The following is a 19,141-nucleotide window of genomic DNA, read 5'->3' as shown; positions in this document are numbered from 1 at the left end:
GGGGGGGTTGGGCTCGGGCGTGGGGGGCCGGGGGTGGTGTGGGGGGGGGGCGGGGGGGTGGTGGCGCCGCGGAGGTTCGTGGCCTTTTCCCCCGGGGTGCTCTGGGGGTGACGCACCAGCCGGTCCGTCACCCCCTGAGCAGCCCTGTGCCGTCCGTTCAGTCGCGGACCGCCATGCCTTCGACGGCCACGGCCGCGGTCATGGTGCGCGGCATGGCCGGGTCCGGGACGCTCGCCCCGACCGGTGCGGTCTCCTCGGCCGGCGCCTGCAGCCCGGGGAGCAGACCGAGGACCGCCTGTCGCTGCGCCTCGCTGGTCGCCTCGTCGTGCGGATCGGGTGTGGCCGGGACCTGAAGCCGCAGTACGGGACCGGTGCCGAGCCGCGCATACCCCCGGCCGGGCGGGACGTCCGGTGTCGGCGTTGTGTGCGGCTCCGTGCCGAGCACCGACTCGACCTGGTCGCGGGAACAGTGGCCGAGCACGGCCCGTGCCCTGGTGTGGGTCCGTACGGTCTCGCCGAGGGTGTCCAGGCTGTCGAACTGATCGGTCATGACCACGGTGACGTTGGCCGCCCTGCCGTGCCGCAGCGGCACCTGGAGCAGCTCCTGGGGGTCGGGCTTGCCGTCGGCGGCAGCCAGGTGGCCGAGAGCGCTGGGCCGGTCCAGCAGGATCCAGAGCGGGCGCTTGATGTCGTCGGGGGCGGGGTGGCCGGATTGCCGGGCCCGGTTCGCCGCGATCAGCCGTCGCTCCGTCTCGTGGGCCGCCCATTCCAGGGTCGCCAGCGCGCCCGCCAGAGCGCACTCCACGGCCAGGACGCCGTCGCGCCCGGTCAGGCAGGCGTATTCGCCGGTTCCGCTGCCTTCGATGATCAGGATGTCGCCGTGCTGGAGCGCCTGCAGGGCGATGCAGCGCATCAGTGTGGTGGTGCCGCTGCCGGGCTGTCCGACGACCAGCAGATGCGGCTCGGTGGAGCGGGCGCCGGTCCGCCAGATGACCGGAGGTGCGTCGCGGGTCTCGTCGCCGTCGTTCACCGGAACGGTGCGCTGCACCGCGTCGCCGTCGGTGAAACCCAGCACGGTCTCGCCGGGGGCGGTGACGAAGCGCTGAGCCCCGATCGAGGTGGGCAGGGCGTCGAGCACGCTCATGACGAGCCGGTTGCCCTCCTCGTCCCAGGCGAAGTGGTACTCGCGGCCACGGCCGGACTTTGCGTGCAGCAGCTGCTCGATCCGGCTGCGGGAGGCGGCTTCGCTGTCGGTGAAGTAAGCGGGATACGTCACCTGGAGACGTGTCAGGCGCCCGTTGCCGTCGAACTCGTAACCGCCGAAGACCTTGTCCCAGTCGCCGCCGTGGGCGAACAGCGGACTTGGGTCGTCGGCCACGGAGAAGTACGGCACGAGTGCCTCGTACAGGGACCGCAACCGGTCGGTCTGCGCCTCGTCGGGGCCGGTCTTCGCGGGGGTCCGCTCCCGGCCCTTCCATGCGGCTGCGCCCATCACCGTGACCAGGGCGAGCACGGACCCGTACGGGATGAGCGCGACCACGAATACGCAGGCCGCGACGGAGAACAGCGTCGGACCACGCTTGTCCTTGGGCGTCGCGGCCCACTTCTGCCGTCCGGCTCCGGCCAGCAGTCGCAGACCACGAGTGATCATGATCAGCGGATGGAGGACGTCGGTGGCGTTGTCGGCGGCCGTGCGCGCGAACTCGCGACTGCGAGTGATCGAGGCGCTGCCGCTGCTCAGAATGCGGGGGAGTGGTCGCCGGGCCACGTCGGTCTCCTGACGGGGTGGGAGTGGTCGCGGAGGGTCAGAATTTGATCCCGCCCAACAGGCCGGCGAGACTCGCGCCGCCCGCGGTGATGCTCGGTGCGATGGCGGTGCCTGCCAGATAGAAGCCGAACATGGCGGTGACGACGGCGTGCGATGCCTTGAGGCCGTCCTTCCTGAAGAACAGGAAGACGATGATGCCGAGGATGACTACGCCTGACATGGACAGGATCATGAGAGGTTCTCCTGGTTAGGGGGACAGTCACCATGAGTCCTTCCAGGTTCACCGGAAGTATCTATACGATAAAAGCTGCATTTGGGTGAAAAGTCTGCATTTCCACCCGATCGGACCACGCGGGAGTGCCGGCGGGACGGAAACCTCTATGTCACGTGCTGTTCCGCCGTCACCGGACGTGATCTTTTGCCATGGGTGGGCCGGGTCACGTGAGCGGTTGAGCAGTACCCTGTCGATTCACTCGTACGGTCCCGACGCCGTACGCCCCAGCAGGTCGACAGCGTGAAACCCGTTGATGGAAGGCGGTCCGTCCGATGAGCGAAACCCCCGATCCCGAGGTGGTCGAGCTGGCGACGAAGGTCTTCGACCTGGCCCGCCGCGGTGAGACCGAAGCACTCGCCGCCTATGTCGACGCGGGTGTTCCCGCGAACCTCACCAATGACCGGGGCGATTCGCTGCTGATGCTCGCCGCCTATCACGGGCACGCCGCCGCGGTCACCGCCCTCGTCGGCCGTGGCGCAGACCCGGACCGGGCCAACGACCGCGGACAGACACCGCTGGCCGGAGCCGTCTTCAAGGGCGAGGATGCGGTGATCGAGGCGCTGCTCGCCGCAGGGGCCGACCCGACGGCCGGAACCCCCTCCGCGCTGGACACTGCACGCATGTTCGGCAAGGCCGACCTGCTGGAACTCTTCGGCTCCCGCTGACCGGGTACGCCGTAAATGTGGTCGCGGTGGCGAAATGGCTGGGTCATCATGACGTCGCGGGCCCGGTTCGGGCCACCGACGAGAGGCAGAGGAAGATGGTCTACACCAAGCAGAAGACGGCGGTCGGCCGATCATGTTGCTGCGCGGCGTAGTGCCCCACCCGGCACTTGGAACTGCACAGTCCCGGTTGCGTCGACAGCTTGATGTGAGGCTTTTCCCATGTTTGATCCGTTCATAGCGCCGAGCGGCACCCTGCTCGGCCTGCTGCAGAGGGGCCGTGGCGACGGCACGCTCCACGCGCTCGCCGCACCACGCCCCGAGGCCCTGGCGGCTCTCAACCACTGCGTCCTGAGCGATCCGCGTCACGACTGGCAGGTGGAGAACCGCTCGCTCTACTACGCACGCCTGTATCTCGACCTCGACGGCGGTATCGAAGAGATCGAGCGCCATCTGTGCGATCCCGACGACCACCTCGACACCGACGACTCACGCACCGGGCTGGCCCTCGCCGTGCTCGGCCACCTCGCCTCGTACGGACGGGACGACGCGCTGGCCCTGCTGCGGCGGTACGCCGCGACCGGGGCCAACTGGGCCTGGGCACTCGACGAGCTCGCCCTGCGCGACGACGACGCGGGGCTCCGCGCCCTCGCCGTACCCGTGCTCGGCAGGTTCCCGGCCACCGCGGAGGGCGCCGCCGAGCTGGCCGCCGTCGTACGGGACGCCTTCGAACCCCGCCCCTGGAGGCTCTGGGCGGACGACCCGCGCGAAGAGGTCGGCGCCAGGGTCAGGGCCGCCTCCGAACAGGGCTCCTTCGACCGCTGGCAGCGGCAGATGCGGCCCGGCGGCCCCCGCCCCGGCTGGAGCGTCCAGGCCGTCCTCGACTGGGCCCAGCAGGGACTCGAACGAGGCAGCGTCCTCCATGTCCCGGCCGCCCGCTGCCTCACCGCCGTCGCCGGACCCGAGGACCGGTCCACGATCATCGAGGCCGCCCGCAGCGGCCCGGAAGGCGCACGCTGCGCCGCCCTGCACTTTCTGGCCGAGACCAGGGATCCTGCCGTTCTCGACCTGATCGAGATCGCCGTGGTCGGCGCCTCGCGCACCGTCGCCGACGCGGCCGTCGCAGCCTTCGAGCGGATGTGCGGCGACGCGGCGGTGGAGCGTGCCAGGCGCTGGGCCCGACGGCCCGACGCACTCGGCGCCTCCGCGGCCGGTGTGCTCGCCTGCCGGGGCGGCGCCCAGGACGCGTCACTGGTCCTCGGAGCACTCCGCGAGGCCGTGCGGGGCGAAGGCCCGGACGCACCACGCCTGTGGACCCTCGTCGACGGCACGGGCAGGCTGGGCATCGCTTGTGCGGCTCCCGTGCTGCGCCATGTCTACCGGGAGACGTCCTCCTCGCACCTGCGCGGCCGAGCGGCCCGCGCACTGGCCGCGACCGACCCCTCCTTCGCCACCGGATTCGCCGTCGAATGCCTGTGGGACTGCGAGGAGACCACCCGCGAGGTCGCCGCACTCCACGCCGAGACCGGCGACATCAGGGTCGCCGAGCGACTGCGCCGACTCGCCGCGGACCCGGCCGAGGAGGCCGAGGTGCAGACAGCGGTACGCAGCAGGATCGGGCCCGACACCCCAGCGGTCTGACCGGAGTACGCACAGCGGCGCGCGTCAAAGGTGCGCGGCGCGAACGGGCGAGCAGCGCGTCGGGGGCGCGCTCGGCTCAAACGCTCATGGGACGTTCCCCCGACGGAAAGATCCAAGTCGGCCCGGACACGTCCGGCGTGGCGACAACACGGGTATGCGTGTCGTCATCGTCACCGAATCCTTCCCGCCCGATGTCAACGGCGTGGCCCACTGCGCCCTGCAGGCGGCCCGGCATCTCGCCGGCCGCGGCCACGAACCGCTCGTCGTCGCCCCGGCCACGGCCGGCGCGACACCCACATCCCGTTCGGACCTCTCCGACGCCTTCGAAGCCGACGCACCGTGCCCCGTGGTGCGGATCCCCTCACTTCCCCTGCCCGGCTATCCCCAGGTCCGGGTGGCACTTCCGAGCCGGCGGCTGACGGCCGCCCTCACCGTGCACCGCGCCGAACTCGTCCATCTGGCAGGACCATTCGTGCTCGGCGTACGGGGCATGGCAGCCGCGACCAGGCTCGGGCTGCCGACCGTGGCCGTCTACCAGACCGACCTGGCCGGCTACGCACGCACGTATCTCGGCACCGGCGAGAACACCGCCTGGCGCCGGATGCGCGCCGTGCACAGCGCCGCCGACCGCACGCTCGCCCCGTCCACCGCCGCCCTCCGCGACCTCACCGAACACGGCGTGCCCCGGGTACGGCTGTGGCCACGCGGCGTCGACACCGCACGGTTTCGGCCCGGACTGCGGGACGAGGCACTGCGCCGTCGTCTCGCGCCCGGCGGGGAGCGGATCGTCGGGTACGTCGGACGGCTCGCCCCGGAGAAACACGTCGAACTCCTCGCCGGGGCCTGCGCGGCACCCGGGGTCCGGGTCGTGGTCGTCGGGGACGGCCCCAGTGGTGCATCGCTGCGGACCGCCCTGCCCGGCGCGGTCTTCCTCGGCCGCAGAACCGGGGACGACCTCGCCCGGTTCTTCGCCTCGCTGGACATGTTCGTGCACACAGGACCGTACGAGACGTTCTGCCAGACAGTGCAGGAGGCCATGGCCTCCGGAGTACCCGTGATCGCCCCGGCGGCGGGCGGACCGCTCGACCTCGTCGACCACGGGCGGACCGGGCTGCTGGTACCGCCGCTCGACAGCGGTGCCGTGGCGGCGGCAGTCGGCGCACTCGCCGCGGACCCCGCGCTCGCGGCGGCCTACGGGGCCACCGGCCGGGCCATGGTCGAGGGCCGGACGTGGCAGGCCGTGGGCGATCAGCTCCTGGACCACTACGACGAGGTGCTGCGCGACCGGACGGCGGTGGCTGCATGACCGGCCGCGAACGCCGGACGGTCATCGTCCGGCTGGCGAACTTCATCACCCCGTCATCGGGCGGACTGCGCACCGCCCTTGACGAACTCGGCCGCGGCTATCTCGCGGCCGGGCACGAGCCGGTGCTCATCGTGCCCGGCGACACACGGAGCGACGAGCGTACGGAGCAGGGGAGGGTGATCACGCTCCCCGGGCCGGTCCTGCCGGGCAGCGGAGGCTACCGCGTACTGGCAGGCCGGCGCAGCCTCCGCCACCTCCTGGAAACGCTGCGACCCGACCGTCTTGAGGTCTCCGACCGGACCACGCTGCGATGGACGGGGGAGTGGGCGCGCCGTGCCAGGGTGCCCGCCGTGATGGTCTCCCACGAGACGGCCGACGGGGTGCTGCGCACCTGGGGCGTCCCGGCCGGCGCGGCCGGGCGTACGGCCGACCGCCTCAACGCGCGCAGCGCCCATGCGTACACCCGGATCGTGTGCACCACGCAATGGGCGGAGCGCGAGTTCCTGCGCATCGGCGCCCGCAATGTGGTGCGCGCCCCGCTCGGCGTGGACCTGCGGCGCTGCCGCCCCCACCGGCGCAGTACGGTGCTGCGCGCCCGGCACCTGCACGGCCTGGGCGTGCTGCTTGTGCTGTGCTCACGGCTCTCGGTCGAGAAACGCCCCGGCCGGGCCCTGGAGACCATTGCCGAGCTGCGGCGTCGGGGGGTGCGCGCGGCGCTGGTCGTCGCGGGCGACGGGCCACTGCGTGCGGGCCTGGAGAGCAGAGCTCGGGCGCAGCGGCTGCCGGTCGAATTCCTGGGCCATGTGCGGGACCGGGAGACTCTGGCGGATCTGCAGGCGGCGGCCGACATCTGCCTGGCGCCCGGACCCGCCGAGACGTTCGGCCTGTCGGCCCTGGAGGCACTGGCCTGCGGCACCCCGGTGGTGGCGAGCGCGAGTTCCGCGCTGCCGGAGGTGATCGGTGGTGCCGGGGTGGCCGCCGCGGACACGGGTGAGGCGTTCGCCGCCGCGGTACAGGAGCTGCTCGGGCGCCCGCAGGACGGGCGTCGCGCCGAGGCGAGGCAACGGGCCGAGCTCTTCGGCTGGGACCGCTCGGTGGCCGCGTTCCTGGCCGCGCACGACGTGCCGGAGCGGGGCCGCATTCCGGGGGTACGGACATGAAGGGGGCGGCGGCGCCGTCAGGCACCCCGGGACCGCACGCTTCCACTTCGTCGAGCTTCTCCACGGTGCGGTTCGCCGCGCTCGGCGACTCCTTCACCGAAGGCGTCGGTGACCCCGTCCCCGGTGGCCGGCGAGGCTGGGCCGCACTGCTCGCCGAAGGGCTCCCGGACGGCCGGCGGGGCGTGGAATTCCGGAACTTCGCCGTCAGCGGTGCGCAGTCCGGTGACGTCCTGGACCGGCAGGCCGCGGCGGCGGCCGCCTTCCGGCCCCACCTCGCGTCCGTCGTCGTCGGCGTCAACGACACCCTGCGCCGCACGTTCGACATCCGGCTCCTCGCGCGGCGTCTCGACGAGGTCTGCGCGCTCCTGACGGCGAGCGGAGCCGTACTCCTGACCGCCTGTCTGCCCGACCCCGGCGCCGTGCTCGGACTTCCCTCGGCCCTGGGCAGGCCGCTCGCCCGGCGCCAGGCCGCGGTGAACACCGTCGTGCACGCCTTGTCCGAACGCTACGACGCCGTTCATCTGCACATGGCGGACCGGGCCTGGGTCTGCGACCGCTCCCTGTGGAGCGCCGACCGGCTCCACCCGGCCGAACACGGTCATCGGACGGTCGCGGCCGGATTTCACGATCTGCTGGCCGCCCGAGGCCTGGCACACGGCACCACGCCGGGGCTCGAACCCCAGCAGCCGCCCCCGAGCCGCGCCGACACATGGCTCTGGCTGGCCACCGCAGGCACCGGCTGGCTGGCCCGCAGAAGCACCGATCTGCTGCCCCAGCTGCTGTGCCTGGCCGGAGCGGAGATACAGCACCGGGTGTGCGGCACCGGCGGGCGCCTGGACCGACGGGCCGAGGCGGCGCTGCGGAGCGCGCTGGCCGCCGTGCAGCCGGCCGGTGCGCCGGCTGCCGGGGAACAGGCCGTGACGTCCGGGCCGTTGTCCGTGCCACGGGTCAGTATGGAGGGATGACCGGACGCTGGGATTTCTGGATCGACCGTGGCGGGACGTTCACCGACGTCGTGGGCCGGGATCCCGATGGGCACCTGGTCACCCGCAAGCTGCTCTCCCACGACCCCGACCGCTACCGCGACGCCGCCGTGGCCGGAATCCGGGGACTGCTGGGCCTCGGCCCCACCGACCCGGTCCCCGCCGACCGGGTCGGCACGGTGAAGATCGGCACGACGGTCGCCACGAACGCCCTGCTGGAGCGGCACGGTGAGCCGACCGTCCTGGTCATCACGGCAGGCTTCCGCGACGCTCTGCGCATCGCGTACCAGAACCGGCCGAGACTCTTCGACCGCCGCATCCTGCTGCCCGAGGCCGTGTACGAGCGGGTGATCGAGGTCCCCGAGCGGATCGATGCCCACGGCCGGGTCGTCACACCGCTCGACCGGGATGCGGTGGCCGAGCGACTGACGGCGGCCCGGGCCGACGGACTGCGCAGCGCGGCGGTCGTCCTGATGCACGGCTACCGCCACCCCGGACACGAGAGCGCCGTGGCCGCCGCAGCCCGCGAGGCAGGCTTCACCCAGGTGAGCTGCTCGCACGAGGTGAGCCCGCTGATAAAGCTCGTACCACGCGGTGACACCACCGTCGTCGACGCCTATCTCTCGCCGATCCTGCGCCGGTACGTCGACGAGGTCGCCCGCGAACTCGACGGCATCCGGCTGATGTTCATGCAGTCCAACGGCGGGCTGCGCGAAGCCTCCCACTTCCGGGGCAAGGACGCGGTGCTCTCCGGCCCCGCCGGTGGGGTGGTCGGCATGGCCCGTACGTCCGGACAGGCCGGATTCGACCGGGTCATCGGCTTCGACATGGGCGGCACCTCCACCGATGTGTCGCACTACGCGGGCGAGTTCGAGCGCGAACTGGGCACTCAGGTGGCCGGTGTGCGGATGCGCGCCCCCATGATGAACATCCACACCGTCGCCGCCGGCGGCGGCTCCGTCCTGCACTTCGACGGCCAGCGCTATCGCGTCGGCCCGGACTCGGCCGGCGCGATCCCCGGCCCGGCCTGCTACCGCCGCGGCGGGCCGCTGACCGTCACCGACGCCAATGTGATGCTCGGCCGGGTCCAGCCCGCGCACTTCCCGGCCGTCTTCGGACCGGACGGCGACCTTCCACTCGACGCGGATCTTGTCCGCGAACGCTTCGACGCGCTCGCCGAGGACGTGGCGACGCGCGCCACCGGAACGCGGCGCACGGCGGCCGAGGTCGCCGCCGGGTTCCTGGAGATCGCCGTGCTCAACATGGCGAACGCGGTCAAGAAGATCTCCGTGCAGCGCGGACACGACATCACCCGCTACGCCCTGACCGGCTTCGGCGGCGCCGGAGGCCAGCACGTCTGCGCCGTCGCCGACGCCCTGGGCATCGACACGGTCCTCGTACCGCCCCTGGCCGGCGTGCTCTCCGCGTACGGCATCGGCCTCGCCGACGCCACCGCGATGCGCGAACAGTCCGTCGAGGCGGAACTGAGCGAGGCGACCCGCACCGCGGTGGGCGAACTCTGCGACGAACTCGCCGCCCGCACCCGCGCCGAACTGCGCGCCGACGCCATCCCCGACAGCGCGATCAGTACGCACGCCCGCGTGCTCCTGCGCTACGCCGGTACGGACTCGAGCCTGCCCGTCGGCCTGGACAGCGCACCCGCCATGGCCGAGGCGTTCACCGCGCAGCACCGCGCACGCTACGCGTTCACCATGGACAAACCCCTCGTCGTCGAGGCGGTGTCGGTCGAGGCGAGCGGAACGGCGGGACAGCACGAACCGCGCCCGGCCGACCGCACACCCCGTGAGAGCGCAGAACCTCAACCGCACGACAACGTAAGGATGTTCGCCGACGGCCGATGGCAGGACACCCCGCTCCACCGGCGCGAGGAACTGCACCCTGCGGACACCGTGGCCGGCCCTGCCGTGATCGCAGAGGCGGATGCCACCACCGTCGTCGACCCGGGCTGGCAGGCCGCTCTCGCCGACACCGGCCATCTGCTGCTCACCAGGGTCCGCCCGCGCCCGGACCGCACGGCCGTCGGTACCCGGGTCGACCCCGTCATGCTGGAGGTCTTCAACAACCTCTTCATGTCGATCGCCGAACAGATGGGCGTGCGCCTGGAGAACACGGCCCACTCCGTCAACATCAAGGAGCGGCTCGACTTCTCCTGCGCCCTCTTCGACGCGGACGGCAATCTGATCGCCAATGCCCCGCACATTCCCGTGCACCTCGGTTCGATGGGGGAGTCCATCAAGGAGGTGCTGCGGCGCAACAGTGGCGCGATGCGGCCGGGCGATGTGTACGCCATCAACGACCCGTACCACGGGGGCACACATCTGCCCGATGTGACCGTGGTGACACCCGTGTTCGACGAGACCGGTGGCGAGAAGCCGGAGCTGCGCTTCCTTGTTGCCTCACGTGGACACCACGCCGAGATCGGCGGCATCACCCCCGGCTCCATGCCCGCCTTCAGCCGCACCATCCACGAGGAAGGAGTGCTGTTCGACAACTGGCTGCTGGTACGGGACGGCAGACTCCGCGAGGCCGAGACGCGCGAACTGCTCACCACCGCCGCGTACCCCTCACGCGACCCGGACACCAACCTCGCCGATCTGCGCGCCCAGATCGCCGCGAACGAGAAGGGCATCGCCGAACTCCGACGCATGACCGGACAGTTCGGGACCGAGGCCGTAGCCGCGTACATGGGGCACGTACAGGACAACGCCGAGGAGTCCGTCCGCCGGATCATCGCCGAACTGCACGACGGCGCCTACCGCTACGAGACCGACAACGGCGCGGTCATCGAGGTCGCCCTCACCGTGGACAAGGCCACCCGCAGCGCAGTCGTCGACTTCACCGGCACCTCACCGCAGCAGTCGGGTAATTTCAACGCGCCGAAATCCGTGGTGATGGCGGCTGTCCTGTACGTCTTCCGGACCCTGGTCGCGGACGACATCCCGCTCAACAGTGGCTGCCTCAAACCCCTGGAGGTCAGAATTCCGGAGGGCTCCATGCTGTCCCCCGTTCATCCGGCGGCCACCGTCGCGGGAAACGTGGAGACGTCCCAGGCCGTCACCGGTGCTCTGTACGCGGCGCTCGGCATCCAGGCCGAGGGTTCGGGCACCATGAACAACCTCACTTTCGGCAACGAGCGGATCCAGTACTACGAGACCGTGGCGAGCGGCTCGGGCGCGGGCGACGGCTTCGACGGCGCCGACGCCGTGCAGACCCACATGACCAATTCCCGCCTCACCGATCCCGAAGTCCTCGAATGGCGCTACCCCGTGCTGCTGGAGAGCTTCCGGGTACGGGACGGCAGCGGGGGCACGGGGCGTTGGCACGGCGGCTGCGGTGTGGAGCGGCGAATCCGCTTCCTCGAACCCGTGACCCTGGCGCTGATCTCCGGCCACCGCCGGGTCCGGCCCTACGGCATGGCGGGCGGTGCACCCGGCGCGCTGGGTGAGCAGCACATCGAGCGCTCTCACGGCGGAGCGGTCACACCACTGCGCGGCTGTGACACGGCCGAGCTGGAGCGGGGGGACGTATTCGTGCTCCGCACGCCGGGCGGCGGGGGCTACGGAGCCCCGGAGCCGGGCCGGAACGACCGCACGGAACGCACCGGGGAACGGCTGTGAGGCCGGCGCGGGCCGGCTCCGGGCAAGGGGTCGCTTCTGCGCCGTTTCGACCGTTGTCAGTGTGAGGACCTAATCTGTGCAGCGTGACTTCGCCTGCCTACACGGACAACGCTGCGCCCCAGCTCAGCGCGGGGCCGCGGCCTGCCCCGGGCCCGGCCGCCGACGAGGGGCTCTCGCGGCGGCTGCGCGCGCTCGCCTGCACGGCGCCACTGCACGACCTCGATGTGCGCAAGGCGAATCTGGCCGGCGAGTACACCGTCTACGCGATGGCCGAGGTCGCACTCGCCGCGATCGACCTCGTCACCCTCAACATGGACTTCGACACGGGTGCCGATCACGACCAGATAGTGACCAGGCTGCTTCCCCGCGTCGCAGCGCAGGCCCCGCGCCGCCCGGCCGCCGAGCACGAGCGGGTCGCCCGCTGGGTCCTGGAGAATCTGATCAATGTCGGCAGCGTCGATCGCGGATTCCGTGCGGTGTACGGCACTTTCGGCCCCGATGGGGTGTATGTCCGCCGCGATTACGACTTCAAGCTGATCGAAGAGGTCCCCGGATACGGCGGCGCCGTCTATCTCCGGGCCACCGACGAGGCGGTCAACGTTCTGGTCGGCGCCCTCGACACGGACGTCACCAGCGCCCAGATCGCCGCCGAGGTGAAGCTGGAGGTCCTCATCAGCCGGGGCCGCCTGGCGGACGCACAGCTCGCCGCCGAGCAGGCCCGCTACCGCACCGTGCAGTACGCGGAGACCCTCCGCAAGACGCTGGAGGCCACCCGGCGCAACGTCCGGGCCGTCGACTGGCTCAACGCGGTACCCGACATGATCGCCGAAGCACTCGATCACGTCGCCGACCGCTACCGCCACGAGAACGCGATCCTCACCAACATCCGCAAGGCACGCGACGAGGCCGAGGAGCCCGAGCACAAGCGGCGCGCCGCCGAGCTCGTCGACATCGTCAAGGACTGCATCCGCCGCCACACCCAGTTGCAGTCCCGCCTGCTGGAAGCCGGACCGCTCTTCCGCGCCGAACAGGACCGGCAGGCGTTCGCCACCCCCACGGCCCGCACAGGCCTCGATCTCTACGGTCAGCTGGTCGCCCCGCTGCTGCCGCTCGCCGTCGAACAGGCCATCCGCGTCACGGACGCGTTCTTCGCCCACGGCACCGGGCTGCGCACCCCCACCTCGGTACGGGTGGGCGACCTCGTCGACATGTTGCTCACCCCGCCCCTGGAGCGGGAACACCTGGGCGCCGAAATGCCCGAACCCGATCTGATCGCCACCCCGGACGACAGCAGGTTCAGCGAGGAGCAGCTCGCGAGCGCCATGGAACTCCTCGACCTGGAGCACGACGCCCCGCGCCGGCTCTCCGGACTCCTCGCGGAGGCCCGGCGCCGCGATTCCGAACTGCCCTATCTGGTCGCTCTGCTCGCGGTGCACGCCGCGAGTCCGCCGGTCGGCACCGCCTACCGGCAGGGCGAGCAGCGACTGTTGTTCTCCGTCGACGACGGGACACAGCTCGACGACCCGGAGTTCGGGGGTGCGGACCTGATAGTGGGCACGGCACTGCTGGACGCGGCCGGAATGGCCGCGGACCGCTCGGAGGCGTCATGAGCGGCGCGCCCCGTGAGGCACATGCCCCGCCGACCCGGTCGGCGCACGTCGGCCATGGACATCGCCGGCCGGCCCGCGCCCACGCGGTGGGCGCGCGCAGGACCGCGCTGCCCAGGACGGATGCCGCGAGAACCGGCGCCGTCCACCCCGTACCGAAGAGTTTCCGTATCGAGGAGCGACAGTCGTGAGCGACCACCGCGCACAGCACGCCGACGCGTGGAGCGAGCCGACCGCCGCGTACGCGACCGAGAGCCCGACGCCCGCCGACCCGGCAGGGCCCCCGGCCGCCACACCCGTCACCCCGGCCGACGCAGCCGACGCCGCCCGGCTCGTCGCTTTCGGGCTGCAGCCCAAACTGCTGCCCGCACGCGACGCCGAATACGCCGAACTGCTCCGCCGCTACCGGGAGGAGCCCACTTTCGCCCGGCTCGCCGACGCAGTGGCGACCGGACTCGGCCTGGTCGTCCTGGAAGTGTCCACCCGCGCCGGCATGGCCGTGACCGCCGGTGAGGACGCGGTCTTCGCCGTCCGCATGGGCGACTACGCCCGCCGCGCGTCGTCCGACTCCGCCGACCGCTTCCTGCACGGGCTCGCGCACCTGGCCGTCGCCGCGATGGCCTTCCCCCGCCCCGAGGACCTCGCCGACGACGCGTACATCGGCCGGATCACCGTCAACGGCGTCGACTCGTTCGTACGCCAGGCGTGCCACCGCCTGGAGGAGCGCGCCGAGGAGCACGGCGACAACACCGACCCGGCCACCGATGCCCCCGGACTGGAGGCGGCCTGGCGGGTCTACGCCCGGCGCAGCTCCACCGGAGCCACGAAGGACGCCCGAAGGCTGGCCGGCTCCACCACCGGCATCGTCGGCAAGGCCGTTGCCTTCCTCACCGACTCCGGCTTCCTCCAGCGCACCGGGGACGACGCCGGAGGCGCCTTCCGTACCACCGCCCGCTACCAGCTCCAGGTCCGCGACATGGCCGGCAACGCCGCCATGGCCGAACTGCTGGAACTCGGCGTCGTACCGGTGACCGACGGAACAGCGACGCTGCTGCCGCCGCCCGACCCCGACGACCTGGAGCTGGTCGCCGACGCCGGTCTGCCCTTCCACGCCTGACCGGCCCGTCCCCACCACTGCCGTCTCCCCCGCTGCCTGAACGACGAGAGTCCGCCGCCATGTACGAGCTGTCCCGGGTCCGCCTCTACTCCATCGGGCCTGCCGGTGCGCGCTATGCCGACACCGTGCTTGACCTGCGTGGAGTGGGCGAGCCCGTGCCCAACCCTGCCCCGGCACAGGCGGAGTTCTTCGAGGAGGAGCCGGTCGGCCCGCCGCGCCGCCCCGCCCCTGCCGGTGTGCTCTTCCTGGAGAACGGCGGCGGCAAGTCGGTGCTGCTGAAGCTGATCTTCTCGGTGATGCTGCCCGGCCACCGCAACACCCTCGGCGGCGCCAGCTCCGGCGTACTGCGCAAGTTCCTGCTCGCCGACGACTGCGGGCATGTCGCCCTGGAGTGGCAGCACACCCTCACCGGCGAGTGCGTCGTCGTCGGCAAGGTCAGCGAGTGGCGTGGACGGCAGGTCTCCAACGACCCGCGGAAGTTCGCCGAGGCCTGGTATTCCTTCCGCCCCGGGCCCGGTCTCAGCCTGGACTCCCTGCCGGTCGCCGAGGCCACCTCCGTGCACCGCCCCGTCGAAGGCGTCTCCGGCGCGCAGGGCCGGCGGCGCACCATGAAGGGCTTCCGCGACGCCCTGACCGAGGCGGGCAAGTTCTACCAGCACCTCGATGTGCACTGGGAAGAGATCCACGACCGCTGGAACGAGCACCTCGGTGACCTCGGTCTCGACCCCGAACTCTTCCGCTACCAGCGCGAGATGAACGCCGACGAGGGCGAGGCAGCCGGCCTCTTCGCGGTCAAGAAGGACTCCGACTTCACCGACCTCCTCCTCCGCGCCGTCACGGACACCCGTGACACGGACGGGCTCGCCGACCTGGTGAGCGGCTTCGGCAACAAGCTCGGCCGCCGAGCCGAGCTGACCGCCGAGCGCGACTTCACCGCGGGCTCGGTCGATCTGCTCGGCCGGATCGTCGAGGCCGCCGGCACCCGGTCCCGTGCCCGGGACATCCACGCGGGCGCCGAGCGCCGCACCCGTACGCTCGCCCGCAGGCTCTCCGCCCGCGCCGGCCAGGAGCGCGGCCGGACCGCCGAGCTGGCCCAACAGGTGACGGGCGCCGCGCACACCGTCACCACCGCCGAGGAGGCCCGCAGCCGCAACGCCCTGATCGCGGCCGAACTGGCCTACCGGCACGCCTCCCTGGCCCTGACCGCGGCGGAGAAGGGCGCGGCCGCGCAGCGCCGCGAACTGGTCGACGCCCGCACTCTGCACTCCGCCTGGCAGGCCGCCGAGGCGGTACTGCGACACCGCGCCGCCTCCGACCGCTCCGCACGTGTGGCCGTGGCCATCCGCGAGGCGGAGCGCGACGCCGCGCCTGCGCTCGCCGCCCGCGCCGAGGCCGCCGCCGATCTCGTACGGGCCCTGCACACCGCGGCGGAGGCCGGCGAGACCCTGGCCAACGAGGAGGAGGAGCGCTCCGACACCCTCCAGACGGCGGGCGAGACCGCTCACCGCGATGCCACCACCGCAGCCACCGAGGCCCAGCGCGCCCGCAGCGAGGCCGGACATCTGCGCCAGCGCCTTGCCGAGGTGGAGCAGGAGACAGCAGAGGCGGTGCGGGCCGGCTGGCTCGACAACACCGCGCCGGACGCCGACCCGGCGCGCGCCGCCCTCGCCGCGAGCGACGCCGAGCAGTCCGCCGTCGCCGCGTGGGACACGGCCAGGGAGGCCGCCCGCTCTGCGGCCGACCTGGCCAGGGAAGCCGCAGCCGCCGAGAGCCGCGCCGAACTCGCCGCAGCGCGCGCCGCCGATGCCGCACAGGCCGCGGATCAGTCGTACGAGGACGAGCTCGGGGCCGCCGAGTCGATCGCCGCCGACCACCGCCTGGCCGACCTGCTGGGCCTGCCTGCCACGCACGGCACAGGCGTGCCCGTGCCCCGGCCCCGCCGCGGAGCGGCCGCGACGGAGGCGGACCCGGACGCCCCGCACAGTCCGGACCCCCAGGACCGGCACCAGGAACAGACAGGCCAGGAGGGTCAGGAAGGCCGGACAGGCCGGCCGGACCGGGCCGCCCACGCCACGCACACCGTCACCGCCGAACAGCCCGCCGCCCACGAACAGCCGCTCACCGCCCAGGAGCTGGACCGCAGCGCCGACGAACTGCGGGAGTTGCTCGACCAGGGCATCGCCTCCGCCGAGCGCCGCCTCTTCGAACTGCGCACCGCGGCCGCCGACGACTCCCGCATCCTCGGCGCACTCGGCGACGGCGGACTGCTGCCGCCCGGCCCAGATGTCCTGGCCACCGTCGAATACCTCGGCGAGCACGGCATCCCCGCCCTTCCCGGCTGGCGATACCTCGCCCAGGCCGTCGACCCCGCCGACCACGCGGCCGTACTCGCCGCCCGTCCCGAACTCGTCGACGGCGTGGTCATCACCGACCCCGACTCGCACGCCCGCGCCCGTGACGTCCTGAGCGGCGCCGCCCTTCTGCCGCGCTCCGCCGTCGCTGTAGGCACCGCCGCCGCGCTGCTCGCCCCCGTCCCTGCCACCGGCACGGGCTCGGCCGCGAGCACGGAAGGAGTGTTCCTCGTTCCGCCGAACCCGGCGATGCACGACGAACACGCGGCCGACGAGGAGCGGCAGGCTCTCAGGAGCAGGGCAGCCGCCCGCGACGAGGACATCCGTACCCTCGCGGCCCGCCTCACCGCCGACCGCTCCCTCGCCGCCCGCATCGGCTCCTGGCGCGCCGACTGCCCGCCCGGCATGCTCGCCGAGCTCGCCGAGGCAGCCCGCACCGCCCGGTCGGCCGCCGAGGCGGCAGAGGCCGCACTCGCCGAAGCCCGTACCGTGCGCGCCGAGGCCGACGAGGCCGCCGCGGACACCGCCCGCGTCCGCGATGAACGCCAGGAGGCCGCCCAGCGAGCCCGCCGCGCCGCCGACGCCCTCGCGGGCCTCGCCCACCGGCTCCGCGAACGCGCGGGCTGGCAGGCGAAACTGCGCGAACTGATCGACGAAGCAGCCGAGTCCGAGGCACGCGCCACCGTCTGCCTGGACCGGGCCCGCGCCGCCGACGAGGACCGCAGGGCCGCTCAGCGCGCCGCCGACGACGCCCGCCGCACCGCCCGCGCCCTGCGCGCCGAACGTGCCGAGATCGCAGGTGCCCCCGAGCACCTCCCGGAGCCCGGGAGCGACACCCCACGCCCCGCGCTTCCCGCGCTGCGGGAGGCCTACCGAGCCGCATCCCAGCTGTACGAGAAGGTGGGCGTCGGCGCCGACCTGCGCGCCGAACAGGCCCGCGCGGAGAGCGACGAGAGCGCCGCCCTCGCCGAGCTGGACCGGCTCACCAACAAGGTCCGCACCCGGGCCGCCCAGCTTCTCGAAGGCACCGACGGCGCCGACAGCCCCTCCAGGCAGGCGGCCGCCGCCCGCGCCGAATCCCTGGTCCAGCTCCTGGAAACCAGGGCCTCCACCGCGAGCGAGCAGCTGGGCCGGCTGCGGGGAGAGGCCGAGCGCCTGGCCCCGGTCGACGGCGAGACCCATCACACCGAACTCCCCGACGAGCTGGTCCCCGCCGACGCCGAGCAGGCCCAGGCCCTCCTGCGCACCGCCACGGCCGAACTGGCCTCCGCCACCGCAACCCTGGACACCGCCCGCGCCGCCCACGCCGAGCTGCTGTACGCCCACCGCACCGCCGAGGACTCCGCAGGCGGCTTCGACGAGACCGCGGCACTTCTGCGCGATCTCCTCAGGGACCACGGCGCGGACGACGACACCGAGGCCCCCGAGCCGTACCCGGGCAGCCTCGATGAGGCCCGGCAGTCCGCCGCGGAGGCCCGCCGTTCACTGCGCGGCTGCGCCGCCGACCTGTCCGCCGCGGAGAGCGCCGTACGCGAAGCGAGCGACGTCCTCGTACGGCACGCCAACTCCACCCGCTACGAACAGGTCCGCACCCCCGCCCGCCAGCAGATCCGCGAACTGCCGGCCGCGGCACTGCCCGAGCACGCCGAGAAGTGGGCCGCCGCCTTCGCACCCCGGCTCCGTGTCCTCACCGACGAGCTGGCCCAGTTGGAGCGCAACCGCGACTCCATCGTCGACCGGCTCCGCGGCCTCGTGGAGTCCGCGCTCACCACCCTCCGCTCCGCCCAGCGGCTCTCCCAGCTCCCCGAAGGACTGGGGGAGTGGTCAGGCCAGGAGTTCCTCCGGATCCGCTTCGAGGAACCCGATCAGGCGACGCTCACCGAGCGCCTCGGCGAGGTCATCGACGAGGCCACCCGCGCCGCCCTGAAGAAGAACTCCGATCTGCGCAGGGACGGCCTGTCCCTCCTGCTGCGCGGTGTGCAGGCGGCGCTGGAGCCCAAGGGCATTGCCGTGGAGATCCTCAAGCCGGACGCGGTGCTCCGTGCCGAACGCGTCCCGGTCGGACAGATGGGCGACGTCTTCTCCGGCGGTCAGCTGCTCACCGCCGCCATCGCCCTGTACTGCACGATGGCCGCACTGCGCAGCAACGACCGGGGCCGGGACCGGCATCAGCACCGGCACGCGGGCACGCTGTTCCTGGACAACCCCATCGGCCGGGCCAACGCCACCTACCTGCTGGAGCTCCAGCGAGCGGTGTCGGATGCCCTCGGCGTACAACTGCTCTACACGACGGGACTCTTCGACACCACGGCGCTCGCCGAATTCCCGCTGGTCATCCGGTTGCGCAATGACGCGGATCTGCGGGCCGGGCTGAAGTACATCAGCGTGGAGGAGCACCTTCGCCCCGGGCTGCCGCAGCAGGACCCGAACGGCGAGACGGTGCACGGCGAGATCACCGCCACCCGCATGTTCAAGCGCGCCACGACGCCGCCCGACGCCGCCCGGGTTCCCGCTCAGGGCCCGTCCGACGAGTAAGGACGACGAGCAGGAACGGCGAGCAGGAACGACGAGCGAGGAGCCGGCGCGGCCGCAGCCGCGAGAGCCCGGCTCGATCCATGGGAGGTCGGGCGGCGC

General features: G+C 72.6%; 12 protein-coding genes. 10 read left to right on the top strand and 2 right to left on the bottom strand.

Annotation, left to right across the window (positions count from 1 at the left end):
- Positions 1-157: 157 nt before the first annotated feature.
- Positions 158-1,768 (bottom strand): ATP-binding protein, encoded by a 1,611-nt coding sequence (locus tag ACFVYE_RS43425; RefSeq protein WP_383967182.1) that lies wholly within the window; start codon positions 1,766-1,768, stop codon positions 158-160.
- Positions 1,769-1,805: 37 nt separating this feature from the next.
- Positions 1,806-2,000, bottom strand: a complete 195-nt coding sequence (locus tag ACFVYE_RS43420) for a hypothetical protein (protein ID WP_037696696.1) — start codon at positions 1,998-2,000, stop codon at positions 1,806-1,808.
- 314 nt (positions 2,001-2,314) lie between these two features.
- Between ACFVYE_RS43420 and ACFVYE_RS43415 the strand changes: the two genes are divergently transcribed.
- From ACFVYE_RS43415 to ACFVYE_RS43370, 10 genes are all read left to right on the top strand, one after another.
- Complete coding sequence (locus ACFVYE_RS43415; RefSeq protein ID WP_383967185.1) at positions 2,315-2,707, top strand: ankyrin repeat domain-containing protein; 393 nt, start codon at positions 2,315-2,317, stop codon at positions 2,705-2,707.
- A gap of 219 nt (positions 2,708-2,926) precedes the next feature.
- Positions 2,927-4,345 (top strand): HEAT repeat domain-containing protein, encoded by a 1,419-nt coding sequence (locus tag ACFVYE_RS43410; RefSeq protein WP_389608963.1) that lies wholly within the window; start codon positions 2,927-2,929, stop codon positions 4,343-4,345.
- 154 nt (positions 4,346-4,499) lie between these two features.
- The gene (locus ACFVYE_RS43405; RefSeq protein WP_389608961.1) at positions 4,500-5,651 is read left to right on the top strand and encodes a glycosyltransferase family 4 protein; all 1,152 of its coding nucleotides are present in this window, start codon (positions 4,500-4,502) and stop codon (positions 5,649-5,651) included.
- Positions 5,648-6,811 carry a glycosyltransferase gene (locus ACFVYE_RS43400; RefSeq protein ID WP_389608959.1) on the top strand — a complete coding sequence of 388 codons (1,164 nt, stop codon included), beginning with the start codon at positions 5,648-5,650 and terminating at the stop codon, positions 6,809-6,811. The genes ACFVYE_RS43405 and ACFVYE_RS43400 overlap by 4 nt, the downstream gene beginning before the upstream one ends.
- Before the next feature lie 65 nt (positions 6,812-6,876).
- Positions 6,877-7,776: an SGNH/GDSL hydrolase family protein gene (locus ACFVYE_RS43395; RefSeq protein ID WP_389608957.1), complete on the top strand. Its 900-nt coding sequence runs from the start codon at positions 6,877-6,879 to the stop codon at positions 7,774-7,776.
- A complete protein-coding gene (locus ACFVYE_RS43390; protein ID WP_389608955.1) occupies positions 7,773-11,432 on the top strand; it encodes a hydantoinase B/oxoprolinase family protein in 3,660 nt (1,219 codons plus the stop codon). Before ACFVYE_RS43395 ends, ACFVYE_RS43390 begins: the two co-directional genes overlap by 4 nt.
- Positions 11,433-11,515: 83 nt before the next feature.
- Positions 11,516-13,042 carry a hypothetical protein gene (locus tag ACFVYE_RS43385; protein WP_389608953.1) on the top strand — a complete coding sequence of 509 codons (1,527 nt, stop codon included), beginning with the start codon at positions 11,516-11,518 and terminating at the stop codon, positions 13,040-13,042.
- Positions 13,039-13,230, top strand: coding sequence for a hypothetical protein (locus ACFVYE_RS43380; protein WP_383967205.1), 192 nt, complete (start codon positions 13,039-13,041; stop codon positions 13,228-13,230). The genes ACFVYE_RS43385 and ACFVYE_RS43380 overlap by 4 nt, the downstream gene beginning before the upstream one ends.
- Entirely contained in the window at positions 13,227-14,156 is a 930-nt protein-coding gene (locus ACFVYE_RS43375; protein WP_383967207.1) for a hypothetical protein, read from the top strand. The genes ACFVYE_RS43380 and ACFVYE_RS43375 overlap by 4 nt, the downstream gene beginning before the upstream one ends.
- A 59-nt stretch (positions 14,157-14,215) precedes the next feature.
- Positions 14,216-19,042: a hypothetical protein gene (locus ACFVYE_RS43370; protein WP_389608950.1), complete on the top strand. Its 4,827-nt coding sequence runs from the start codon at positions 14,216-14,218 to the stop codon at positions 19,040-19,042.
- Positions 19,043-19,141 lie beyond the last annotated feature (99 nt).

Source organism: Streptomyces sp. NPDC058239 (genome assembly GCF_042882185.1).
In the GTDB taxonomy this organism is placed as follows: Bacteria; Actinomycetota; Actinomycetes; order Streptomycetales; family Streptomycetaceae; genus Streptomyces.
The sequence above is the reverse complement of the archived record's forward strand: the minus strand, read 5'-3'. Positions and strand labels throughout refer to the sequence as shown.

Excerpts from the sequence above, each read along its gene's own strand:
- ACFVYE_RS43390 (WP_389608955.1), top strand. The coding sequence starts at position 7,773 with ATGACCGGACGCTGGGATTTCTGGATCGACCGTGGCGGGACGTTCACC.
- ACFVYE_RS43420 (WP_037696696.1), bottom strand. The coding sequence starts at position 2,000 with ATGATCCTGTCCATGTCAGGCGTAGTCATCCTCGGCATCATCGTCTTC.
- ACFVYE_RS43400 (WP_389608959.1), top strand. The coding sequence starts at position 5,648 with ATGACCGGCCGCGAACGCCGGACGGTCATCGTCCGGCTGGCGAACTTC.
- ACFVYE_RS43405 (WP_389608961.1), top strand. The coding sequence starts at position 4,500 with ATGCGTGTCGTCATCGTCACCGAATCCTTCCCGCCCGATGTCAACGGC.
- ACFVYE_RS43410 (WP_389608963.1), top strand. The coding sequence starts at position 2,927 with ATGTTTGATCCGTTCATAGCGCCGAGCGGCACCCTGCTCGGCCTGCTG.
- ACFVYE_RS43370 (WP_389608950.1), top strand. The coding sequence starts at position 14,216 with ATGTACGAGCTGTCCCGGGTCCGCCTCTACTCCATCGGGCCTGCCGGT.
- ACFVYE_RS43380 (WP_383967205.1), top strand. The coding sequence starts at position 13,039 with ATGAGCGGCGCGCCCCGTGAGGCACATGCCCCGCCGACCCGGTCGGCG.
- ACFVYE_RS43415 (WP_383967185.1), top strand. The coding sequence starts at position 2,315 with ATGAGCGAAACCCCCGATCCCGAGGTGGTCGAGCTGGCGACGAAGGTC.